We start from the raw sequence: 19296 nt of genomic DNA, 5'->3' as shown, positions 1-19296 counted from the left end.
GTACGTGGGATGGCGAAGAGTCGGGGATTTGAACCCTAGACAGGCTATTCGCGGATCACGCCTGAACGATTGCGCGAAATGCCTGATACCCGCCAATGAAAAACGCGACAAAAGAGCCGACCCCGAGCAAAACCGCCACTAGGCTGCCCAGATCACCCCACGTTCTCCATCGCTTACTGGAGTTGTCGAAGGCGGTCCCGTACGCGAATTGAGAGAGGTATCTGAAGGCAGTTGAAGCTCCCGCGAGTCCAGTACCGATCACAAACGTCAACATGGCGAAACCGACTGCCGTGAGCAGCGGGGAGCCTGGATCAATTTTCCACCTTGTGACGGCATTTCCAACGAAAGCGAGGATTGCAACGGCGGCGCCGCCGTTTATAAGGATCGCGGACTTGAGCGCAGTTTGTCCGGCCTCTGTCGTTGCCTTAAGCATTTCGGCGCCGAGTGATGTTGTTGCTGCGGTCCGCGCTTTCCATACTTCGAGCTCGTGTCCGATCTGCTCAGCAGTTTTCACTACAACGCCTGCCTCTTCTTTTTGGGCGTCGTTGATCATTTGGTCGAGTAGCTGTTTCAGGTTCACTGTTGCAACTACTGTCTGCCCTTTGGTCTCTACATCCTCCACGGCACCTTTGATCAATTTGAGAGCATCTGACGTTTTCATTTTTCCCCGGAACATAGAAATCGCGCACGGCTTGGCAGGCTGGTACGCACTTTCGTTTTTGGGCTCATTTTCTGTCTAATACGGAAACGACGAACAAAGCTGTATGCGAATTTTGCTTGCGCATTAAATAAGCAGGCATTAGACGAATTTCCGCAGACGCCAATAATAGTGCGTCTCTCGGGCGAGTGAAACCCCGCATGGGGGTGGAGGTGCTCGCGACGCGTTCAGTAACGACGGAGCCGTGACGTTTCGCTATACTCGATACAACTTGAACATCTAGAAGAACATATGAGACGGGCCATTCTCATCGGCGCACTGATTCTTTCGGGTTGCGCATCGCCTACAGTGTTTCAAGATCCGAAGACGGGTCAGGTCGCGCAGTGCAATGCGTCGACCCCGGGTATCTTCCCGATCATCGCGCAGCACGAGATCGACAAGTGTTCCGCCGCATACAGCAAGATGGGCTGGATCAAGCAGTCCGACTGAAAGCTTCGTCGACGGCGGTCATGTGGCTCAGCGATGCGCCCGACCTGCGCTCAGGCTTCGGTGATACCGCTGGAGAGCCCCGCCAGACAAGGCAGGGCGCGCGTCGAAAAACAGACTGTAAATGTGTTGGTGCGGAGCCGCCGACGGCGGCCCCGTCTAACGCCTGTTATTACAGTGCGAGGTCGTCAAGTTTGCGGGCGCGGATCGTAATGCCCGGGGCGCCGGACACCGGTGCGTTACCGGAAGCCTGGAAGCCGTCGCCGACCACATTTCCAACGAGGTCGAGCGTAAATTTTCCGCCGACAGTGTTGAATACCGAGATAGCCCTAGGACTGTGCGCCTTGACTGTGATTTTCGCACTCAGCCTCCCGTCCTGACCTGAATAGGTTCCCGAGTACAGATATTCGCCGTCTCCGCCGCGAATGTTGCCGTCCTCGAGAACGACAATTCCGCCGGCGCCTTGGACGGCAGCGCTAAACTCAACTGCGTAAAACCCGTTTGTAGGCATCGCTGTTTCTCCGTTTTTATGACCGCTCTGATTGAGCGAATCGGAAGCATATCCCACTAACCGGGTGTACGAGATGACCGACACGTTGGCGTCGCTCACCATGAAGCCAGTGCGCCTATAATCAGCTGGTCAACCAGGAGCCGGCCATGCCCAACCCTCCAGATCTTCGCAAGTCACCGTACGCGGATGGCTTGCCTGATACCTCCGATCCTGCGTTTATTGAAGAATGCCGGCGACAGTCCCAGCTGATAGCAGAAAGTCCGGGCGAAAAGGAAGACCTGGACTTCATCGAGCAGGCGTTCAGAGATATGTGGGATATGTGGGACTGATATCGTCCGCGTAGACTTCACCTGTGTCGATATTCCTCGACATGCTTTGGCTCGATCGTGAAATCGACGTGCACAACGTCATACGGGAACACGACAGCCTCATTCTCCGCGTGGTCGAGCACACCGACGTTCAGCAGCGCGCGGACGTCCTCATGCACCTGTTCTTGCTCGCGATCGAGGCGCCGCGCGAGCTCGCGGATCGACATCGCGCCGGCGCCCGTCATGGCTGCGATCAGTTCCCAGCGCAACGGCGTCATTGTCCGGAACAGGTCAGATGTGGACTGAAAGGTGATGAATTGGCCTTGTGCCTCTCCTTTCATCGCGGCGACGAATTTCGCCTTCATGGCGTCGCGAGACTCGACGCAGATAGTTACGGTGGTCATTGCCGAGCCTTCACCGGTTAGGTTCTTCGGCTGCTCGAGGCGTAATCTCCGCCTCGATCCGTCGCTCGTGCGCTCGCCGCGCTACCTTCAAATCGTACGTCTGCTGGAGATTCATCCACGACTCGGCGCCTCCGCCAAAGTAGCGCGCGAGGCGTAATGCCAGCTCGGCGGTGACGGGCCGTTGCTCGTTCACGATGTCGTCAACGCTGGAAATCGAAACCTTCAGAGCGCGGGCGAGCGTGCTCGCACTCATGCCCAGCGGCAGCAAGAAGTCTTCGCGCAGGATCTCGCCGGGGTGTACAGCGCGCATGCCGTTGACCGGACGCCCGGCGCTTCCAGCTTCAATTTGTTCCATGTCCGCCTCCGCGAGCGTTGATGCGCTAATTGTAGCTGCCGTCGCTGCGCGTCGTTACGCCAGCATCTGAGCGACGGCCGCGATCGGCGCGGCCGCGCCCCAAAACGGAGGTAAAGGTGGGTTCGAAGGCAGAGGCACAGGTGGCGTACCTGGTCGAAGAGATTGAAAAGTTCAAAGCACGGCTCGAGGCGGCCAGCAGCCAAGGCACACAGACACACCTGGTCAAGCGCAAGCTGGCCCAACTCGAGGCTGAACTGGTGATTGCGCGGCGCCGCGCGGCGGAAGAACTGTCCGCGCTTCCGGCGGCGGGTGCTCACGGCTGAACTTGTCCGGCTCGGTAGGCCGGCATCGTCGGACTCGCTCGACCAGATAAGGCCCCTCGAGGGCCTTTTTCTTTGCCGCCGCACACCACTGCGACGGATCTATTTCCCGTCTGATAACGAGCTTTTTGCCGTCTGATCCCGCCATACCGTTTGGTCGTGACAGGAGGATTTGTCCATCGGCTGCTCATGTTGAGCGCGCCGACAAAACAGACCCCAAGCAAACGGAGCATCGAATATGGGTAATGCAGCACACGAGGAAGTAATCGCCAGCATCAATAGTCAGATCAGCGAGACGAACGCGCTGATTAACGCAGCGCTCGTCGCGGGCACTCCTACCGACAAGTTGCGCAAGAAGCTCGCGACACTTCACGGCGACCTGAAGACGGCGCAGGAATTTGAGGCGGCCGGCATCGCAGACGAACAGGCGAAGGACGAGGCGTTTGTCCTGGGAGCAGGCACGGAGATCGCCGCATCGACGATTGCGGCGGTCAATGCCGAGCTCGAGGCGCTTGGCGTTGTGTGCCGCATCGAGCAGGGCGGCGACCGCTTCGCCGAAGTGGCGCACCGGATCGCCGTTGCACTGCGGATTCACGAAAAGGTCCGCGAGAAGATTGGCGAGGCGGCCGCCGCAGTCGAGCGCCTTGAAACGCGCATCAATGAGTGCGCCGCACGACGGGCGACCATCACTGCGGCTCGCCTTGACGGCAAATCCAGCGATCGCGAAGTCAACGAGTTCGTCGCGCTGGCGGCCGATATCGACGCGCTGAACGGACTGTTGTACGACGCGCGCGCGAAGTTGGACGGCATCGACGATAGCGCCGAAAAGGCGGCTGTGGAGCGCCTGCGAGCAGATATGCAGCAACTCGTATCCGCCACACTGATCGAGGCTGTGACGGTACACGTCGCGCAGGCAGAAATCGCGCTTCTGGACGGTATCAGGAAGCTACATCGGACGGGATTGAAGCATGCCCCGCATCGAGGCTCGACGCCGCGCTCGCACTATCTGATGAACGCGGACCTGGACTTTTTCTGCCGCACTGGCGCGCTGCGCTGATCGGGTCGGTCATGAAGTTCGCGATAGGTAACGAATTCAGCCGGGATACGAAGTACCGGACCGGCGAATCGGGCAATGAGCGCGGCCGCACAAAGCAGATGAAAAACGTCGTTTCGGAGGCTTGCAAGCCGCTGCGGCGGCACGCGGGTGTCCTTGTCGAGCACGCAATGGCCAAGGCGCTCGCTGGCGATGCTGTCTGTCTTGCCGCGCTGCTCAACCTGATGTCGACGGTCGAGCAAGCGGAGGCGGTGAAGCGCCTGTCGGTGGCGCCCCAGGACTAACCCTTTGCTCCGTCCGTGCCCATGACTCGGTGCGGACCTTACCCGGCTGGCGATGGTCGGCCGGGTTTTTTCGAGGTTTCATGTCGTGAAGAAAAAAGGCAAATCTCTGTTCGACAAGCTCGTCGACTCACTCACACCCTGGTATCAGTCGCGCCAGAAGCGCGCCGGGAGGCCGCGACTCATCGTCAAAGCGACGCCGGCGCCGCAGTCCGCGAGTCTGCGTACCGAACACCTCAAGCAGCAGGCTGCGCGCCACGCGGCGAGTGTCGCAGTGATGCACGCACCGATCAACGAAGACATTCTGCGCCGTGTGCTGGCTGCCGCGCGTGCCGGGAAGTTGTCGCGGCAGGACGTGCAGCTTTGCAACGAGGCTCATGCCGCTGGCCGCGCGCTGCCGACGTCCGTGTTGAGCAAACTGCAAGAGGCGTCCCGATGAACGCCCGTGACGTAGCGCAATCCCTCTCGCCCGGCACGCTCCGGCGTATCGAGCGCGAGGCCCGCGACATGGGAACCACAGTCGACGAACTGGTCGACCGCGCGCTGATCGAGCTCGCTGATGCAGTCGACGCGGGCCGGCGCAGGGAAGCGAGGCGGAATCAATGAAAGGGCCTCGGTTGCTTCTGGTCAAGCCGATCACCTATCGCCCGGTACCAGCGCTCTTGGCGCGCGACGTAGACGTGCGCGCGCCAATTACTGGCAGGCATTTCGATGCGGTGGTGCGAGCGGTGCATCGTGGTCACCTGCCGATGGAGTCTCTCGGAGCTGTGTCCGACGCCTGGTACATGCGCAAGCCGCTGCCGGATGATGTGGCGGCTGTGTTAGAGGGCGGGCCGGATTAGTTGCTGCGTGTGTCATAGCCGCTACCGATCAACTCTCAGGCGCGCGTGCCGCGCCACTTAAAAAGGTAATTGACGATGAGTCTCGATGTATCGATGTACACCCGGGAAGACGGGCAACGCTCCGCGTTCGCGTACCTGGCGCGCCGCCCGTTTGCTGCTGAGCTCATTGCTGTAATGGAAGGGAGGCCGCGATGAGCGGTGTCAAGATTCCCGTCGAGGCGACTCTCGATAGCACGCAAACAGAGCGCGCGCTGCAGCAACTGACCGACCAGATCAACAAAATGGGCGAGTCGATCGCGCGCGCGAACAGGGTGCAGTTCAATCCAATAAGCAAAACTTCGCTCGAGGATCTGAAGCGCGTCAACGCGCAGTTCGAAGAACTGAAGCGCGGCGTGCCGTCGCTTGCTAAAGAGATCCAGGCGAGTGGGCAGGCGGGCGCGGGCTTCTTTGACCTGGACTGGTCTCGGATGTTCAGCAGCGCAATCGTGCGCCATGCCAGTCGCTACGGCGCGTACGAGCGCGTCACGCGGGGCACGGGGGCAGGATTTCAACCAATTCCCCGGGCGCCTACACCAACCCCATCCCCCGCGACGGGTTCGTCGCCAAGCTCATCGCCTGCGCCGGGTTCGCCAGGTTCCAGCGGCGTATCGTGGCGCGGTATCGGTCGCAACATTCTGGGCTCTGGCTTGCGGGCTGTAGGTCCGTTCGGCGTGGTGGCAAATGACGCTATCTCTGCGGGTTCGGCCGCGAGTGCAGCCGGTGGACTTAGCGCAGGCGCGATGGCGGGTCTCGCTGGTCTCGCCGGCGGGCTGCTTGCAATGGGGATTGGCAAGGCTGTCAGCGCAGTCAAGGACAAGATTGGCACGGCAGAGCGGCTGGACGTCGGCTATGACACGATGAAGCGTCAACTGGGCGACGTTAACGTCGGATTCGAAGCGCTGAAAGTGTCGCTGCAAGACGCAGCGGGCGAGTTCGGTGCGACATTTGAGGAGACGCAGAAGGTGGCGTCGTCGTTCGCGCAGGCCTCGGGTATCTTCGGACAGCAGGCGAAGACCCTGGCGGCGGAGGCGCGGGTTGCAGGCGGGTTCGCGCGCAGCTTCGGTCTGGATCCGGCTCGCTCCGCAACCTTCTTCGGACAGATGCGCCAGGCGGGCGTCACCAGCGACGAGCAGGGTAGCCGCCGCGTCGCGCTTATGATCGGCGAAGCGATTGCGAAGTCGGGCGCATTCGAGAAGGCGGATGAGGTTCTGCAGGCCGTCGCAGCCTTCACGATGCAGCAGACGCGCACGGGCCTGACGGCGGCCAATGCGGCGGGCTACGCGGGAGAGTTTGCAGGCCTTGCCGGGTCGCGCACGCCAGGACTTGATCCGGAGGGCGTGTCCGGCATCCTGTCGCGCGTGAATGCAGCGATCGCGGCCGGCGGCAACGCCGGTGAGGCAGGCCAGAACTTCCTGTACACGGCGCTCGGTCAGCGCAACGGTCTTGATCCGATCCAGACGAAGATTCTCGAGGAGCAGGGTGCATTCGGCACCGGTGCGGCGACGTTCGGACCGGGCTCGTTGTGGAGTCGGTTCGCTGAGCAGAATCATCTGCGCACGCCGGGAATCGCCGTGAGCTCAAACCAGACGAACCTGTCGCTGGTCATGAGCAAGCTGCGCCAGGTCTACGCCGGTCGACCGGAGCTGATGCTGTCGGCGCTCTCGAATCTGACGGGTACGAACATCAGCCAGGCGATGGCGTTGTCGACGACCAACCCGATGAACGTCAATGGCATGGGTTCTCGCCTGTCGCGACTCGGTATCGACCTGACGAAGGTCAACGCGACCGGCATCTCACGCCTGAGCCAGATTGAGGCCGACAAATCGTTTACCGACGTGGAGAAAGACAGGCAGGCGAAGGCGGTTGCGAGTCAGAACCAGGAGTCGACCGAGGGCGACAGGACGCGCAAGTCAATTGCTGACGTCGCGAATGAAATCACGAAGCTTGCCGACAAGGCGGTGCCGCTGATGAATGACATGCGTACCGGTATCCTGTTCCTCGCCGGTGGCGGCAAGAAGTCCCAGCGCCAAGTAATGGCGGACATCGCGAACGCCGAGTACAACGACGCGGCCGCGCCGCTGCTCGAGCAGCAGGACGTGTTGCACAGGCAGCTCGCACCGAAGATTGCTGGGATCGAGGGCAATCGCGCATCGACTGCGGCCGCGCGCCGCTCGCTCGCTGACGTGAACGCAAAACTGTCAGCGTTGCAATCTCAGCGTGACTGGGCAGTGGCACACGGTGAGACCGGCGTTGGACTCACTCAGGGCGCGTCCGTCGCTTCGCCTTCGTTCCTCGCCGCGCTCGACGAGGATGATAGAGCAGCTGGTCTGCCCAAAGGCGTCTCACGTGCGATCGCGCAGACCGAAAGCAGCTTCGATGCATCGGCGACCAACCTCAACAGCAACGGTACAGCCGACGAAGGGCTGTTCCAGATCAACAGCAAGACGCTCGCGGGGCTCACGCCTGACTTCCAGAAGAAGTTTGGACGCGCACCGGATCCGTATCGAATCGACGACTCCCGCGAACTGAAAAACATGCTGCTGCGCCAGTACGCAAGGCAGTTTCATGGCGACGCGGGTGCTGTGGTGCGCGCGTTTCATCGGGGTCCAACGGCGTCAGCCATGTACGACGGGGAGGGTGACCGGTATCTGGCGAAGGTCAACAGTTCTATCGGTACCCCCATGCCTGACGAGGCTCGCGTTGCGATGAAGCAGGCTCAGAGCACTGAGAAGGGTGCTCAGGTGTTTGAGCATCGGCATGAGCACACGCACACCGTTGTAAACGGTAGGACAAAGATTCAGACGCGGACCTATACAACGCAAGTCAATGCGCCGAAGCTCCAAGGAGTTAATTGATGTCACAAGATGTGAAACTTTATACGCCCGACGTCCGGGTGACTCTCTATAAGGTTGTCGACCGGAATCTTGCGGCGGCGCAAAGTCCCGGCTCGGCGACGCTCTTCGGTCCGGCCAGCTCAAACACAGTCGATAGCGCTGTGGCCTCTTCGACGCAGTCGAGCAGCGATAGCTGGAATCTGTTTGGGCAGCCCGCAGTTGGTTCTCACAAGGCGTTCACAGTAAATCAGGCGATTGACCTGACGCCGTTCCTTGGAGAGTTTGGCAGCATGAGTGTCACAAAGTCGGTTCGCGATCCGGCCGGCAGCTTTTCCATCGTGCTGGCGGATAAACCTTACCTTAAGAACGGCGTGTTCGAATCGATCTATGCGTGCGTAGAGCCGATGGACTTCATCGAGGTACGCATGCGCCATTCCAATCCGGTCGGCGCTGCAAATCCGTCCCAACCTCCGATCCTGATGCGAGGGTTCGTCTCGGAGGTCGAGCGCGAGCAGATTACGGGGGAGGACGGCAAGCCGCATCGTACGGTCTCGATTTCGGGCAATGATTACGGCAAGTTGATGCAGATGCTCCAGATCATGTACACCCAAGGGTACGTGATTGGAGAAAACATTCTTTCGGCTTTCAAATTGTTCGAGCGCTTCAACGTTGGCTTTGTGACTGCAATGAAGGCGGCAGACTTTGTCCAGCAGACGGTGAGTGCGGTCGTAGACCCATTTCTTCAGTCACTGATGCCCGCGAATTCGCCGAACCCGGCCACAATCAAATTCGACATCTCGGTTGCAAACGGCGTCGTCGACATTGGCGGGGTCCAGAACCAGCAGGGCACGATCCACAACCTGTTGACTTACTTCGGCGACGTCGGTCTGTTTAACGAACTTTTTTTAGAAGATCGTGAAGACGGCGTGTATTGCGTCTACCGGCCAAATCCCGCGAAGGACATGCTTGGACATCCAATCCAGGATGATGCGCCCAACCTGATGCCCATCGACGTGAGTGGAGAAGACGTCATCAGCCTGAAGGTGGCGCGTAGCGATGCGGGGACGGCCAACTTTTTCTGGATTCGCGCGCCAAAATTTGAACTGGTGAGCGATATTTTCAGGACTCAGTTCGCCGCAGTGTCACTCCAGCAGGCAGAAGAAGCATCCGTCAATCTGACGCGCTATCCGAATTGCGCTGAGCGATTCTATGGCATGCGCGGCTCGTTCGCCGAGACGCAGCAGGGCGGCAACGATGTGACGACGTTCAACAGCGGCCAGCCTAAGACGGTACAGAACGTGCGCGACGCGAGCATGGCGAACTGGATAACGAACCGGCGCGAGATCCTGGCCGCGCAGAACCGTGACAATGCCTTGCTGGAGGCTGGGACGGCGCGTATCCGTGCAAACGAGCAGATCAGGGCCGGTTGTTATGTGCGCATCGTACAGGGCGCGTTTTCGTCCGTGTTCTATGTGCCGAAGGTTGTGGTGGACTACGTCCCCTTCGTTGGACTGTTCCAGACGCTGACGCTCGAGCGTGGCACGGGCTATGTGCAGCGGATGAACGCGGGCTCGGGTGCTGCTAGTCCGTACCTCGCAGAATTGGCGGTGCCGGCTGGCGCATGAGCTGTGTGGCGCCGGGCGACTGGCGCCGCGAACTGGGACTATGAAGATGACGATCGAATACTACGAGATGGATCTGATGCCCGGCCGCAAGTTCTTTCGATGCGAGCCGCTGCGGGCTTCGATTACTGCGGAGGAGTGCGACCGACGTTGGCGCGCAGGAAACATGCTGCTTAGTCAGGCGGCGGGTGCCCGGAAGAGTTTTGTAGATGGCTTCGACGCAGACGCGTCGAGCGACGCCAGCATGCGCTGCGTGACCTGCAGGGGTTGCCCGATCGGTGCGCGCCATGCAGGCGTTCAGGACGCTAACCCGTCCCAACTGAAGGGGACGACTGTATGCAGTCGATGTCATCAGGGCTGCACGCGTCTGATCGGCAAGCATCTCTGTATCAGCTGCTACAACCGTCAGCGCGAGCAGCTCGTTGGCAAGAACCGAAAGGGTACTGCGCCAGTGAAACTCGAACCGCTACGTCGACGCTCGATTAGCTATCTCGCGGCCGGGCAGCTACACACTAAGACGGTTGAGCACTCCCTCGATATGAACGAGCTCATCGTGGCCGTGCTCCGCGATGAAACGCATGCTATGAAGTTCGTCCCGACGTTGCCGGCGAAGTTTCTTGCGCTGCGCGCGCTGGATGGGGCACGACTGTCAACGGACAAGCTTGGCGACTAACATCGCACTGCTGCCGTCAATGTTTCGGGAGGATTCTCGAGGGTGACACGATAGCCGGCACTCCGCCCCTACGTTCTCTGCTTTATCGCTCACGACGGTACGCGTTCTGTCGTTGCATTTGCAGATCGCGCTGAACGCGACGAACGCGGTGCGCAATTGCTGGCCCTTGGGTCCGCCGCGTGCCTGACAACCGTGCGAGGCGCAGCATGAGTTTCGTCGTCCCGCTTCATGAGAGTCGATTCTGAAAACGCTGGACCGCGCCTAGAATGCCAGTCATGTTTTCTTGGATTTTTGCGACTAGCGGGCCTCTTGGTTGGGCTGCAGACCCGTCGGCGCGCTTTGTCTCTAGAGCATTCTCGCCGCAATAGTCGAGCACCCCGTCCTCGATGTCGTCCAGATGCTCGCCAGCCTTTTCAAACAGGGCGAGCTCAAGCTGCTTGAGAACGATCAGATTGCGTCGGTGCACGAGCATTTGCGCTTGGAACGTATCTCGGTAGGCCGACGCGGCATCTTTCGAAAATGTCGCTTCGGAGCAGTCCGCAGGAAGCTCGCCGACAGTCTCCAAGAGCCATTTGACCAAGGGTTCAATGACGAGCGGGCTTACGATTTTGCGGAGCCAGTACTCGTCGTTGATCGACTGCTGACGTGCCCTCGAATCCTTTCGTCGGGTGTACACCGCCGTATAGGCGGCGGAGCCGAGCGATACCAGCAATGCCAGTAATGAGAACGTGGTCGCGAGTGTCCAGCTCGGGGCCCTCTTTGATTCTAGATGGCTCTCGCGAACGTCAGCGGCGATGCTATGGAGTTCGGCGTAGATGCCGCTTGAAGATTGCGCAACTTGCGCAACCATCGAAGCAGTAAGGGGGGATGCGGGAGGTGCGGAAACTGCGCTCGTTTGGCTTGCCGGACGCGCTACCGACGCGTTGGGCAAGCTACAGACGAGCGCTACCAGGACCGCAAGATCAATGATCGAACAACGTCTTGTTTTGGAGTGCACGCGTTACACAGGTATCAACGACGTCTCGAAATAGCTGGGACGTTTGGAAGTGGAATTTTTCGTAAAACGCCTGCTTGCTTCCCGCATGAACGACACTTTTCCCGAACAAGCCCAAGACGAATGAACTACTTACTGAATAAGTCGTGTCGGGAATTTTTACCTCGACTACTTGATCAGATTCGTCAAGCGCATCGACGCCGAGCTTCGTCCGAAGCTGCTCGCCTCTCGGTCGGCCTGTAAATACGGGACCCTCTAACTTTCCAAAATCAATCACGGTTTGGCTCATTTCTGTTCACTCCCAAAGCAACCGTACTGGTCGTACTTAGGGGAAAACGGATGCTAATGATGGTTCCTGGAAATTTCAACGTGCCCAAGGACTTAACATATGAACTATCCGGCTGCTTGTACAACGTGTTTTCTGCGTTGAACGCAATAACTTTACCACGCTCAGGCGATCCGCTCAGTCGGTACTTGCCATCAAATAGGATGTGCGTGCTTCCCGACAGTATCGCCATTTTCGCCGCCTCTCCGCTATCTTTCGCACATTCCTCGTAGACCTTTTGAAAAAACTCAATCAGATCAACGGTACCTTGCCCGCGCGTGTCCTTTTCGGAGCGGTTCTTCGAACTGACGTTCCCTTGTAGGGCAATCAACGTAAGCAAATCTCGTTCCCGCCAGCCAGCTCGGAACAACTTGGCGCCTCGATGCATCAACACATACGAACTGATTTGTCGCCACGTATAACTGTCCGCTGGAAGCCCAGTCAGCGTTTCCGCGATAGACGCTCCAAAATTGAAGATCGCTATCTCACACATGGGTGTGTTAACGGCGTTATCAAGATAGCCTTGAATTGTCCAGTCCTCAAATCCCGCGTGGTCTTCCGCGTTCCCGAGGATTTCGCCGATGTATACGCAAAGCTTATGGACTGCTGCCGGCGTCAGCGCTCGTCCATGATCGTTGAGGCAGCCGTTGATATGGTCCACAAAATCTACGGCGACGCGCGATTTGAAGTCAGCTTGGGTCGGGTCGACCGGATCATGATAATGGCGCTTTCGCTTGTCAAAAACCCGCACGCCGTTTTTTTCCTCCGGAGAGGGCACTTCGTGCGCGATTGAGAGTTGCTTCACAATCCCTATGCATTGAACAAAGCGCTTCAGATGCGTGGGGATGGGATAGCGACCGAAGAAACGTATCTTTGAACCCCTTTGGCGTGCTTCGGTCGACAGTTCGCTGGCGACGAGATCGAGAACTGCGTTCGCTGCGAGGTCGCAGACCTGCATTCTGCTATGGTCGATTTCTACCGTCCGCAGCCGGTTCTCGCGAGCCAGCTTTGCGAACGAGAGGATTACCTGCAGCGCCGTGACCGGGTCATCGATAATTGAAAAGGTCGGTGGGACGACAACCTTAGCGCCCGTACGCGGGAGCTTCAGATCGGCCGTGCAACAATCGGCCAGCATGCGGACAATTCGAGAATAGTCTCCAAATCGGAGCTTGTTCACACGGCGCTGCTCGGCGAGCCGTGCGCGTCCTTTCATCTCGCGCCAGCGCCGCCGACTGGCTTTGCGAAGGCGCTTGTCCGAAAGAAGCTGGTCGACGGCTAGGGGGATTGGCATGAGGTATTTTTTATATTTTTGGGACGCGAAACACGCCACCTGCGGACGGTATAGTTCGGGCAACCTGTAGCGGAAGGCTTCAAAAGGCCATTCGCGAAAAGACTAGTGTTACGCCAAAATTACGCCAAATTGACCGCAGGGCCTTGCTGGGTGGCCATCCTAGCCTTTTGTCTGGTCCCCCCGACAGGAATCGAACCTGTATCTAGCGCTTAGGAGGCACTCGTTCTATCCATTGAACTACGGGGAGGAGCCGCCGACGAGCGAAGAGTATAACGCACGACGGAGCGGTTCGGAGACTGGCCGGAGCGCCCGCGGATCAGCGCTACACCGGCGCAATATCAACGCCTGTCGACCCGCTCAGAACTCGACGACCGCGAATTCCGCCTTGCCCACGTCGCACAGCGGGCAGCGCCAGTTATCCGGGATGTCGGCAAAGCGCGTACCGGCCGCAATGCCTTCTTCGGGCAAACCTTCTTCCTCGTTGTAGATCCAGCCGCAAATCAGGCAGACCCAGCTCTTGTATTCGATCACTTCACTCACGACACACACTCTTCATCGATTCAACGCAATATCCGCACAGCTCTGCCCCTTTATTGGGCGTCCAGCGGCGACCCGCAATCTTACCGGAATTCGCTGGAAGGCTTGAGTCCCCCGTTCCGTTTATCGTTCTAAATCAATGCAGAGGCGCACGCGCGGCGGGCTATCCGGCTCGCGTGCGGCGCGATGCGAGCGTCTATTCTTCGATTGCGGCGCCGCTTTGCATGGCGCGCCCACGTCGGTGCGCCTCGCGCCTCTCGAGTCACCTTCAACAAGGAGGGAAAAACGATGCTGAACAACAGATGGCTGGCCGGCGCAGCGTGCGCGGGCATGCTGGTCGTGTCGGGCGTGGCGCATGCTGCAAGCGTCTCCTTTGTCGAGCCGAAGGATGGCGCGACCGTGAGCAATCCCGTCCACGTGAAGTTTGCCGTCGACGGCATGAAGGTCGCGCCCGCCGGCACGATGACGGAGCGCACGGGGCACCACCACCTGATCGTCGACGGCCAGCCGCTGCCGAAGGGCGAGGTCATTCCCGCCAACGACAAATCGCTCCATTTCGGCAAGGGTCAGACGGAAACGGAACTCACGCTGCCGCCGGGCGACCATACGCTGACGCTCGATTTCGGCGACGGCGCGCATCGTTCGTACGGTCCGGGAATGAGCAAGACCATCACGATCCACGTGAAGTAAGCGTCGGCGCGAATGGAGCGTTCGCATCTGCAACGCGGGCTTGGGGCTGGCGTTTGCCAGCTGCCGGCTGCTTTCGCGACTTTCTTCGCGCCTTCGAGCGAGACCTGGACTTCGCGGTCTTTGCGTTGCCGCAGCCGACCGACGCCCATGCGATTCGTCCTATGCCGTCGTGCCGGGCCGTATCGCCTCAGTGTCCGCGCCATCGACCGGTACAATGAGCGCTTCTGACTCATCGCTGGTTTCCTTATTTTTCCATGTCGCTTTACACCATCACGGGCGCGCAACTGGCGTTCGGCCACGTCGCGCTGCTCGATCACGCGGATTTCTCACTCGAAGCCGGCGAGCGCGTCGGGCTGATCGGCCGTAACGGCGCGGGCAAGTCGTCGCTGCTGAAAATCGTCGCCGAACTGGCCAGGCCGGACGACGGCCTGATCACGCGCCAGCAAAATCTGGTGACGGTCTACGTGCCGCAGGAACCCGAGTTCGACGCCGACGTGTCGGTGTTCGATACGGTCGCGGCGGGCCTCACGCACGCAAGCGCGCTGCTCGACGAATACAACACGGTCGCGCACGCGCTTGCGGAAACGCCCGAAGGCGCGCAGCACGACGCGCTGCTCGCGCGGATGAACGCGCTGCAATCGTCGCTGGATGCGACGGACGCGTGGAACTGGCGCACGCGCGTCGCCACGACGCTCGCGCAGATCGGTCTCGACGGCGATGCGCGCGTCGGCGCGCTGTCAGGCGGCATGCAAAAGCGCGTCGCGCTGGCCCGCGCGCTCGTCGTGCAGCCGGATGTGCTGCTGCTTGACGAGCCGACCAATCACCTGGATTTCGACGGCATTCGCTGGCTCGAAGAACTGCTGATCGCGCAGCGCGCGGGCTTGCTGTTCATCACGCACGACCGCGCGTTTCTCGATCGCGTCGCGACGCGCATCGTCGAGCTGGATCGCGGGCGGCTGCTGTCGTATCCGGGCAATTTCTCCGCGTATCAGACGCGCAAGGCGCAGCAGCTCGAAGTCGAACGAGTCGAAAACGAGAAGTTCGACAAGCTGCTTGCGCAGGAAGAAGTGTGGATTCGCAAGGGCGTCGAAGCGCGGCGCACGCGCAGCGTCGGCCGCATCGCGCGGCTCGTGCAGATGCGCAAGGAGCAGGCGGAGCGCCGCAACGTGCAGGGCAACGTGAAGCTCGACGTCGGGCAGGGCGAGAAGTCAGGCAAGATCGTCGCTGAACTCACGGACGTGACGAAGCGCTACGGCGCGCGCACGGTGGTCGACCGCTTCTCGACGACGGTCATGCGCGGTGACAAGATCGGCTTCGTCGGTCCGAACGGCGCGGGCAAGACGACGCTGCTCAAGCTGATTCTCGGCGAACTGCAGCCTGAAGAAGGCAAGGTGCGCGTCGGCACGAACCTGCAGGTCGCGTACTTCGACCAGATGCGCGCGCAGCTCGACCCCGAAAAGAGTCTCGCCGATACGATCAGCCCAGGTAGCGACTGGGTCGAGATCAACGGCCAGAAAAAGCATGTGATGAGCTATCTCGGCGACTTCCTGTTCGCGCCGGAGCGCGCGCGTTCGCCCGTGAAGTCGCTGTCGGGCGGCGAGCGCAACCGGCTGCTGCTCGCACGTCTCTTCGCGCGTCCCGCGAACGTGCTGGTGCTCGACGAGCCGACCAACGACCTCGACATCCCGACACTTGAACTGCTCGAAGAACTGCTGACGGACTACGAAGGCACCGTGCTGCTCGTCAGTCACGACCGCGCGTTTCTGGACAACGTCGTGACGTCGGTGATCGCGTCGGAAGGCGAGGGCAAGTGGCGCGAATACGTCGGCGGCTTCACCGACTGGCAGATTCAAAGCGAGCGTTCCGAGCGGATCGCGCAGCAGGATGCGCCCAAGGAGCCGCCAAAGGAGGCCGCGCCGAAGGAAAGCGCGGCGGGCCGCAATGCGCAGCGCACGGTGAAGCTTTCGTTCAAGGAACAACGCGAGCTGGAAGCATTGCCCGACCGGATCGCGGCACTCGAAGCGGAACAGAAGACGATCGCCTCGCAAATCGAGGATGGCTCGATCTTCGTGAAGGACGCGCAGGAAGGCGCGCGCCTGACGGAGCGCTATGCGGCGATCGAAGACGAACTGCTTGTCGCCATCGAACGATGGGATGAGCTGGAGAGCAAGGGGAAGTGATCGCGAGCTGGCCGCGCTCGGTAAAACGCTAGGACGTCTGCCGCCGGATTTGCGCCAGTTGCTCTTTGAGCACGGGAAGCTCGCGGGTTATCCATTGCCAGGCCAGGTCCGCATCGAACGAAAAGTAATCGTGCACGATGCGGTCGCATGTCTGCCGCAGGTGTTTCCATCGCACGTGCGCATGCGTGGCGGCGAAGTCCGGCTGGATGCGCTCGACATCGGATGCGACCTTGCCGACGATGCCCAGGTTGTAGATCACGGCATCCTGTACGAGCGAATCGACGCGGAACATATCGCCTGTCATGTCCTCGGTGTAGTGCCCGATTCTCGCCATCGCCTCCAACATGCGGTCCAGGCGATCGGCGACGCGCTGGTCGGTTCGCTTCACGTCAGCATCCTTTGCTAAAGACAGATACATTGTCCGCGCGTTCGCCCGCGACGAACGTTCTGATTCCCGCGCGACGTGCGCGCACCTCGTCGGAAGGTTTCATGTCGGCAAGCCTCAGGAACATTCGCGTGGGGTCTCCAGTTTATACAGCGCAAGTTCGCTGCAGCTAACGAAAGTCAACAACAATCAACAACAATTCGAACCTGCCAACCGTCCTACACCCTCCGTCTAAATTGCCCCGCGCATCGAAATCAGTAAAATACCCGCGAACCTGCTTCCCACGGTCGTTCCAGCGTATCGTCCGCAATCGGGCGCGACGGAAAATCGTGGAAAGCAGAAAGGCACACCAACCGTGCTGCTGCACGCAAGTCGCGCAGCACACACACTCCGTTGTTTCGTTTCGCTTTTTTTGAAAACTCAACGCATTGTCCACGCACATGTCCACAAGACATGTGGACAACGATGAACCGACGGACCCGAACGAGCCATGTCAACGAAAAAGCCTAACGCCGCGTATAGCGAAGCATCGATCAAGGTGCTCAAGGGCCTGGAGCCGGTCAAGCAGCGGCCCGGCATGTACACGCGCACCGAAAACCCGCTGCACATCATTCAGGAAGTCATCGACAACGCGTCCGACGAAGCGCTCGGCGGCTACGGCCGTCAGATCACCGTCACGCTGCATGCCGACCATTCCGTGTCCGTCGAAGACGACGGCCGCGGCATTCCGTTCGGCCTGCATCCGGAGGAAGGCGTCCCCGTCGTCGAGATCGTTTTCACGCGCCTGCATGCCGGCGGCAAGTTCGACAAGGCTGCGGGCGGCGCCTATACGTTCTCGGGCGGTCTGCATGGCGTCGGCGTGTCGGTGACGAACGCGCTGTCCACGCGCCTCGACGTCACCGTGTGGCGCGACGGCAAGGTCGCCGAGCTCACCTTCTCGCACGGCGATGTTGTCAAGCCGCTGCAGGTGCGCGCCGCGGCCCGGACGGACAAGAAGTCCGGCACACGCGTGACTGCGTGGGCCGATCCGAAATACTTCGATTCGCCCAATTTGCCGCTTGGCGAACTGCAACGCCTGCTGCGCTCGAAAGCTGTGCTGCTGCCGGGCGTCGAAGTCATTCTCGTCAACGAGAAAACGGGCGAGCGCCAAAGCTGGAAATACGAAGACGGCCTGCGCGGCTATCTGATGGAAGGCATGGCGGGCAGCGACCTGCTGATCCCCCTCTTCGAAGGCGAGCGCTACGCGGAAAGCTCGCGCTCGAACGAAGAGACGTTCGCGGAGGGCGAGGGCGCGGCTTGGGTCGTAGCGTGGAGCGAAGAAGGGCCGCTCACGCGCGAGTCCTACGTCAATCTGATTCCGACGCCGGCGGGCGGCACGCACGAAGCGGGTCTGCGCGATGGCCTCTTCCAGGCCGTGAAGAGCTTTGTCGAGTTGCACAACCTGCAGCCGAAAGGTGTGAAGCTGCTCGCGGAAGACGTGTTCGCGCGCGTGTCGTTCGTGCTCTCCGCCAAGGTACTCGACCCGCAGTTCCAGGGGCAAATCAAGGAACGCCTGAATAGCCGAGACGCCGTCAAGCTCGTGTCGTCGTTCGCGCGTCCCGCGCTCGAACTGTGGCTGAACCAGCACGTCGAGCACGGCAAGAAGCTCGCCGATCTCGTCATCAAGCAGGCGCAGGCGCGCACGCGCGCGGGCCAAAAAGTCGAGAAGCGCAAGAGTTCGGGCGTCGCCGTGCTGCCGGGCAAGCTGACCGATTGCGAATCGACGGAAATCGGCCGCAATGAACTGTTCCTCGTCGAGGGCGATTCGGCAGGCGGCTCCGCGAAGATGGGCCGCGACAAGGAATACCAGGCGATTTTGCCGCTGCGCGGCAAGGTGCTGAATACCTGGGAAACCGAGCGCGATCGTCTGTTCGCCAACAATGAAGTGCACGACATTTCTGTGGCGATCGGTGTCGATCCGCACAACCCGGACGACACCGTCGATCTGTCCAATCTGCGTTACGGCAAGATCTGTATCTTGTCCGATGCAGACGTCGACGGCTCGCACATTCAGGTGCTGCTGCTCACATTGTTCTTCAAGCATTTCCCGCAACTGATCGAACGAGGCCATGTGCATGTCGCGCGTCCGCCGCTGTTCCGCGTCGACGCACCCGCGCGCGGCAAGAAGCCGGCACAAAAGCTGTACGCGCTCGACGAGGGCGAACTCGAAGCGATTCTCGACAAGCTGCGTAAGGACGGCCTGCGCGAATCGCAATGGACGATCAGCCGCTTCAAGGGCCTCGGCGAAATGAGCGCCGAGCAGCTATGGGACACGACGATGAACCCGGACACACGGCGCCTGTCGCCCGTTGCGCTCGGCGAACTCGACTTCGACGCGACCGTCGCGCGCATGACGATGCTGATGGGCAAGGGCGAAGCGGCATCGCGCCGTAGCTGGCTCGAAGAGAAGGGCAACCAGGTCGAAGCGGATATCTGAGCGCCGCTGCGCTTCGTGCCTGCGAATGCAT

23 protein-coding genes and 1 tRNA gene are annotated in these 19296 nt (G+C 60.3%); 14 read left to right on the top strand and 10 right to left on the bottom strand.

Translation table 11 applies throughout. The features are described from left to right. Positions 1-55: 55 nt before the first annotated feature. Positions 56-661, bottom strand: coding sequence for a hypothetical protein (locus BMW76_RS07475; protein WP_143062223.1), 606 nt, complete (start codon positions 659-661; stop codon positions 56-58). Positions 662-949: 288 nt separating this feature from the next. Here BMW76_RS07475 and BMW76_RS07470 point away from each other — a divergent pair, with 288 nt between their 5' ends. Beyond that, positions 950-1147 carry a hypothetical protein gene (locus BMW76_RS07470; RefSeq protein WP_090864517.1) on the top strand — a complete coding sequence of 66 codons (198 nt, stop codon included), beginning with the start codon at positions 950-952 and terminating at the stop codon, positions 1145-1147. A 169-nt stretch (positions 1148-1316) separates the two neighbouring features. Here BMW76_RS07470 and BMW76_RS07465 read toward each other — a convergent pair whose 3' ends face one another. Further along, positions 1317-1757, bottom strand: a complete 441-nt coding sequence (locus tag BMW76_RS07465) for a GrlR family regulatory protein (RefSeq protein ID WP_143062222.1) — start codon at positions 1755-1757, stop codon at positions 1317-1319. Positions 1758-1801: 44 nt separating this feature from the next. On the opposite strand from BMW76_RS07465, the gene BMW76_RS07460 reads away from it, so the two are divergent. Beyond that, on the top strand, positions 1802-1984 hold the full coding sequence (locus BMW76_RS07460; RefSeq protein ID WP_090864516.1) for an antitoxin MazE-like protein: 183 nt from the start codon (positions 1802-1804) through the stop codon (positions 1982-1984). 17 nt (positions 1985-2001) lie between these two features. On the opposite strand, the gene BMW76_RS07455 is transcribed toward BMW76_RS07460, so the two are convergent. Next, the gene (locus BMW76_RS07455) at positions 2002-2367 is read right to left on the bottom strand and encodes an HVO_A0114 family putative DNA-binding protein (RefSeq protein WP_090864515.1); all 366 of its coding nucleotides are present in this window, start codon (positions 2365-2367) and stop codon (positions 2002-2004) included. A gap of 10 nt (positions 2368-2377) precedes the next feature. Next, a complete protein-coding gene (locus BMW76_RS07450; RefSeq protein WP_090864514.1) occupies positions 2378-2722 on the bottom strand; it encodes a HigA family addiction module antitoxin in 345 nt (114 codons plus the stop codon). A gap of 116 nt (positions 2723-2838) precedes the next feature. Between BMW76_RS07450 and BMW76_RS07445 the strand changes: the two genes are divergently transcribed. The 9 genes from BMW76_RS07445 to BMW76_RS07410 all read left to right on the top strand — a co-directional run bounded on the left by BMW76_RS07445 (position 2839) and on the right by BMW76_RS07410 (position 10387). Beyond that, entirely contained in the window at positions 2839-3045 is a 207-nt protein-coding gene (locus tag BMW76_RS07445; protein ID WP_090864513.1) for a hypothetical protein, read from the top strand. Between the two features lie 235 nt (positions 3046-3280). Next, positions 3281-4099, top strand: a complete 819-nt coding sequence (locus BMW76_RS07440; protein WP_090864512.1) for a hypothetical protein — start codon at positions 3281-3283, stop codon at positions 4097-4099. Positions 4100-4110: 11 nt separating this feature from the next. Beyond that, positions 4111-4380: a DUF5681 domain-containing protein gene (locus BMW76_RS07435; RefSeq protein WP_090864511.1), complete on the top strand. Its 270-nt coding sequence runs from the start codon at positions 4111-4113 to the stop codon at positions 4378-4380. A gap of 85 nt (positions 4381-4465) precedes the next feature. Further along, positions 4466-4816, top strand: a complete 351-nt coding sequence (locus BMW76_RS07430) for a hypothetical protein (RefSeq protein ID WP_143062221.1) — start codon at positions 4466-4468, stop codon at positions 4814-4816. Next, positions 4813-4983, top strand: coding sequence for a hypothetical protein (locus BMW76_RS41020; RefSeq protein ID WP_177200325.1), 171 nt, complete (start codon positions 4813-4815; stop codon positions 4981-4983). Before BMW76_RS07430 ends, BMW76_RS41020 begins: the two co-directional genes overlap by 4 nt. Then, a complete protein-coding gene (locus BMW76_RS07425) occupies positions 4980-5219 on the top strand; it encodes a hypothetical protein (RefSeq protein ID WP_090864509.1) in 240 nt (79 codons plus the stop codon). The genes BMW76_RS41020 and BMW76_RS07425 overlap by 4 nt, the downstream gene beginning before the upstream one ends. A gap of 191 nt (positions 5220-5410) precedes the next feature. Then, on the top strand, positions 5411-8113 hold the full coding sequence (locus BMW76_RS07420; RefSeq protein WP_090864508.1) for a transglycosylase SLT domain-containing protein: 2703 nt from the start codon (positions 5411-5413) through the stop codon (positions 8111-8113). Beyond that, positions 8113-9717 (top strand): hypothetical protein, encoded by a 1605-nt coding sequence (locus BMW76_RS07415; protein WP_090864507.1) that lies wholly within the window; start codon positions 8113-8115, stop codon positions 9715-9717. The genes BMW76_RS07420 and BMW76_RS07415 overlap by 1 nt, the downstream gene beginning before the upstream one ends. A 40-nt stretch (positions 9718-9757) precedes the next feature. Then, positions 9758-10387 (top strand): hypothetical protein, encoded by a 630-nt coding sequence (locus BMW76_RS07410; RefSeq protein WP_090864506.1) that lies wholly within the window; start codon positions 9758-9760, stop codon positions 10385-10387. Between the two features lie 226 nt (positions 10388-10613). Here BMW76_RS07410 and BMW76_RS07405 read toward each other — a convergent pair whose 3' ends face one another. The 5 genes from BMW76_RS07405 to BMW76_RS07390 form a co-directional block, all read right to left on the bottom strand. Next, positions 10614-11237: a hypothetical protein gene (locus BMW76_RS07405; RefSeq protein ID WP_090864505.1), complete on the bottom strand. Its 624-nt coding sequence runs from the start codon at positions 11235-11237 to the stop codon at positions 10614-10616. Positions 11238-11349: 112 nt separating this feature from the next. Continuing rightward, positions 11350-11670, bottom strand: coding sequence for a hypothetical protein (locus BMW76_RS40205; protein WP_143062220.1), 321 nt, complete (start codon positions 11668-11670; stop codon positions 11350-11352). Next, a complete protein-coding gene (locus BMW76_RS07400) occupies positions 11651-12997 on the bottom strand; it encodes a hypothetical protein (protein WP_090864504.1) in 1347 nt (448 codons plus the stop codon). The genes BMW76_RS40205 and BMW76_RS07400 overlap by 20 nt, the downstream gene beginning before the upstream one ends. Positions 12998-13169: 172 nt before the next feature. Continuing rightward, positions 13170-13244 (bottom strand) — tRNA-Arg (locus BMW76_RS07395). A 110-nt stretch (positions 13245-13354) separates the two neighbouring features. After that, positions 13355-13546: a rubredoxin gene (locus BMW76_RS07390; RefSeq protein WP_407668900.1), complete on the bottom strand. Its 192-nt coding sequence runs from the start codon at positions 13544-13546 to the stop codon at positions 13355-13357. Between the two features lie 276 nt (positions 13547-13822). Here BMW76_RS07390 and BMW76_RS07385 point away from each other — a divergent pair, with 276 nt between their 5' ends. After that, on the top strand, positions 13823-14224 hold the full coding sequence (locus BMW76_RS07385; RefSeq protein ID WP_090864502.1) for a DUF4399 domain-containing protein: 402 nt from the start codon (positions 13823-13825) through the stop codon (positions 14222-14224). Positions 14225-14478: 254 nt separating this feature from the next. Continuing rightward, entirely contained in the window at positions 14479-16404 is a 1926-nt protein-coding gene (locus BMW76_RS07380) for an ATP-binding cassette domain-containing protein (protein WP_090864501.1), read from the top strand. A 28-nt stretch (positions 16405-16432) separates the two neighbouring features. Here the strand turns inward: BMW76_RS07380 and BMW76_RS07375 are convergent, their stop codons facing one another. Next, entirely contained in the window at positions 16433-16792 is a 360-nt protein-coding gene (locus BMW76_RS07375) for a HepT-like ribonuclease domain-containing protein (RefSeq protein ID WP_177200324.1), read from the bottom strand. Positions 16793-17279: 487 nt separating this feature from the next. Here BMW76_RS07375 and BMW76_RS07370 point away from each other — a divergent pair, with 487 nt between their 5' ends. Continuing rightward, entirely contained in the window at positions 17280-19265 is a 1986-nt protein-coding gene (locus BMW76_RS07370; RefSeq protein WP_090864499.1) for a DNA topoisomerase IV subunit B, read from the top strand. Positions 19266-19296: the final 31 nt, after the last annotated feature.

This window comes from Paraburkholderia diazotrophica, assembly GCF_900108945.1.
Classification (GTDB): domain Bacteria; phylum Pseudomonadota; class Gammaproteobacteria; order Burkholderiales; family Burkholderiaceae; genus Paraburkholderia; species Paraburkholderia diazotrophica.
The sequence above is the reverse complement of the archived record's forward strand: the minus strand, read 5'-3'. Positions and strand labels throughout refer to the sequence as shown.

Excerpts from the sequence above, each read along its gene's own strand:
- BMW76_RS07410 (WP_090864506.1), top strand. The coding sequence starts at position 9,758 with ATGAAGATGACGATCGAATACTACGAGATGGATCTGATGCCCGGCCGC.
- BMW76_RS07435 (WP_090864511.1), top strand. The coding sequence starts at position 4,111 with ATGAAGTTCGCGATAGGTAACGAATTCAGCCGGGATACGAAGTACCGG.
- BMW76_RS07415 (WP_090864507.1), top strand. The coding sequence starts at position 8,113 with ATGTCACAAGATGTGAAACTTTATACGCCCGACGTCCGGGTGACTCTC.
- BMW76_RS07450 (WP_090864514.1), bottom strand. The coding sequence starts at position 2,722 with ATGGAACAAATTGAAGCTGGAAGCGCCGGGCGTCCGGTCAACGGCATG.
- BMW76_RS07460 (WP_090864516.1), top strand. The coding sequence starts at position 1,802 with ATGCCCAACCCTCCAGATCTTCGCAAGTCACCGTACGCGGATGGCTTG.
- BMW76_RS07475 (WP_143062223.1), bottom strand. The coding sequence starts at position 661 with ATGAAAACGTCAGATGCTCTCAAATTGATCAAAGGTGCCGTGGAGGAT.
- BMW76_RS41020 (WP_177200325.1), top strand. The coding sequence starts at position 4,813 with ATGAACGCCCGTGACGTAGCGCAATCCCTCTCGCCCGGCACGCTCCGG.
- BMW76_RS07455 (WP_090864515.1), bottom strand. The coding sequence starts at position 2,367 with ATGACCACCGTAACTATCTGCGTCGAGTCTCGCGACGCCATGAAGGCG.
- BMW76_RS07420 (WP_090864508.1), top strand. The coding sequence starts at position 5,411 with ATGAGCGGTGTCAAGATTCCCGTCGAGGCGACTCTCGATAGCACGCAA.
- BMW76_RS07465 (WP_143062222.1), bottom strand. The coding sequence starts at position 1,757 with ATGGTGAGCGACGCCAACGTGTCGGTCATCTCGTACACCCGGTTAGTG.
- BMW76_RS07385 (WP_090864502.1), top strand. The coding sequence starts at position 13,823 with ATGCTGAACAACAGATGGCTGGCCGGCGCAGCGTGCGCGGGCATGCTG.
- BMW76_RS07400 (WP_090864504.1), bottom strand. The coding sequence starts at position 12,997 with ATGCCAATCCCCCTAGCCGTCGACCAGCTTCTTTCGGACAAGCGCCTT.
- BMW76_RS07380 (WP_090864501.1), top strand. The coding sequence starts at position 14,479 with ATGTCGCTTTACACCATCACGGGCGCGCAACTGGCGTTCGGCCACGTC.
- BMW76_RS07440 (WP_090864512.1), top strand. The coding sequence starts at position 3,281 with ATGGGTAATGCAGCACACGAGGAAGTAATCGCCAGCATCAATAGTCAG.
- BMW76_RS07405 (WP_090864505.1), bottom strand. The coding sequence starts at position 11,237 with ATGGTTGCGCAAGTTGCGCAATCTTCAAGCGGCATCTACGCCGAACTC.
- BMW76_RS07425 (WP_090864509.1), top strand. The coding sequence starts at position 4,980 with ATGAAAGGGCCTCGGTTGCTTCTGGTCAAGCCGATCACCTATCGCCCG.
- BMW76_RS07470 (WP_090864517.1), top strand. The coding sequence starts at position 950 with ATGAGACGGGCCATTCTCATCGGCGCACTGATTCTTTCGGGTTGCGCA.
- BMW76_RS40205 (WP_143062220.1), bottom strand. The coding sequence starts at position 11,670 with ATGAGCCAAACCGTGATTGATTTTGGAAAGTTAGAGGGTCCCGTATTT.
- BMW76_RS07370 (WP_090864499.1), top strand. The coding sequence starts at position 17,280 with ATGTCAACGAAAAAGCCTAACGCCGCGTATAGCGAAGCATCGATCAAG.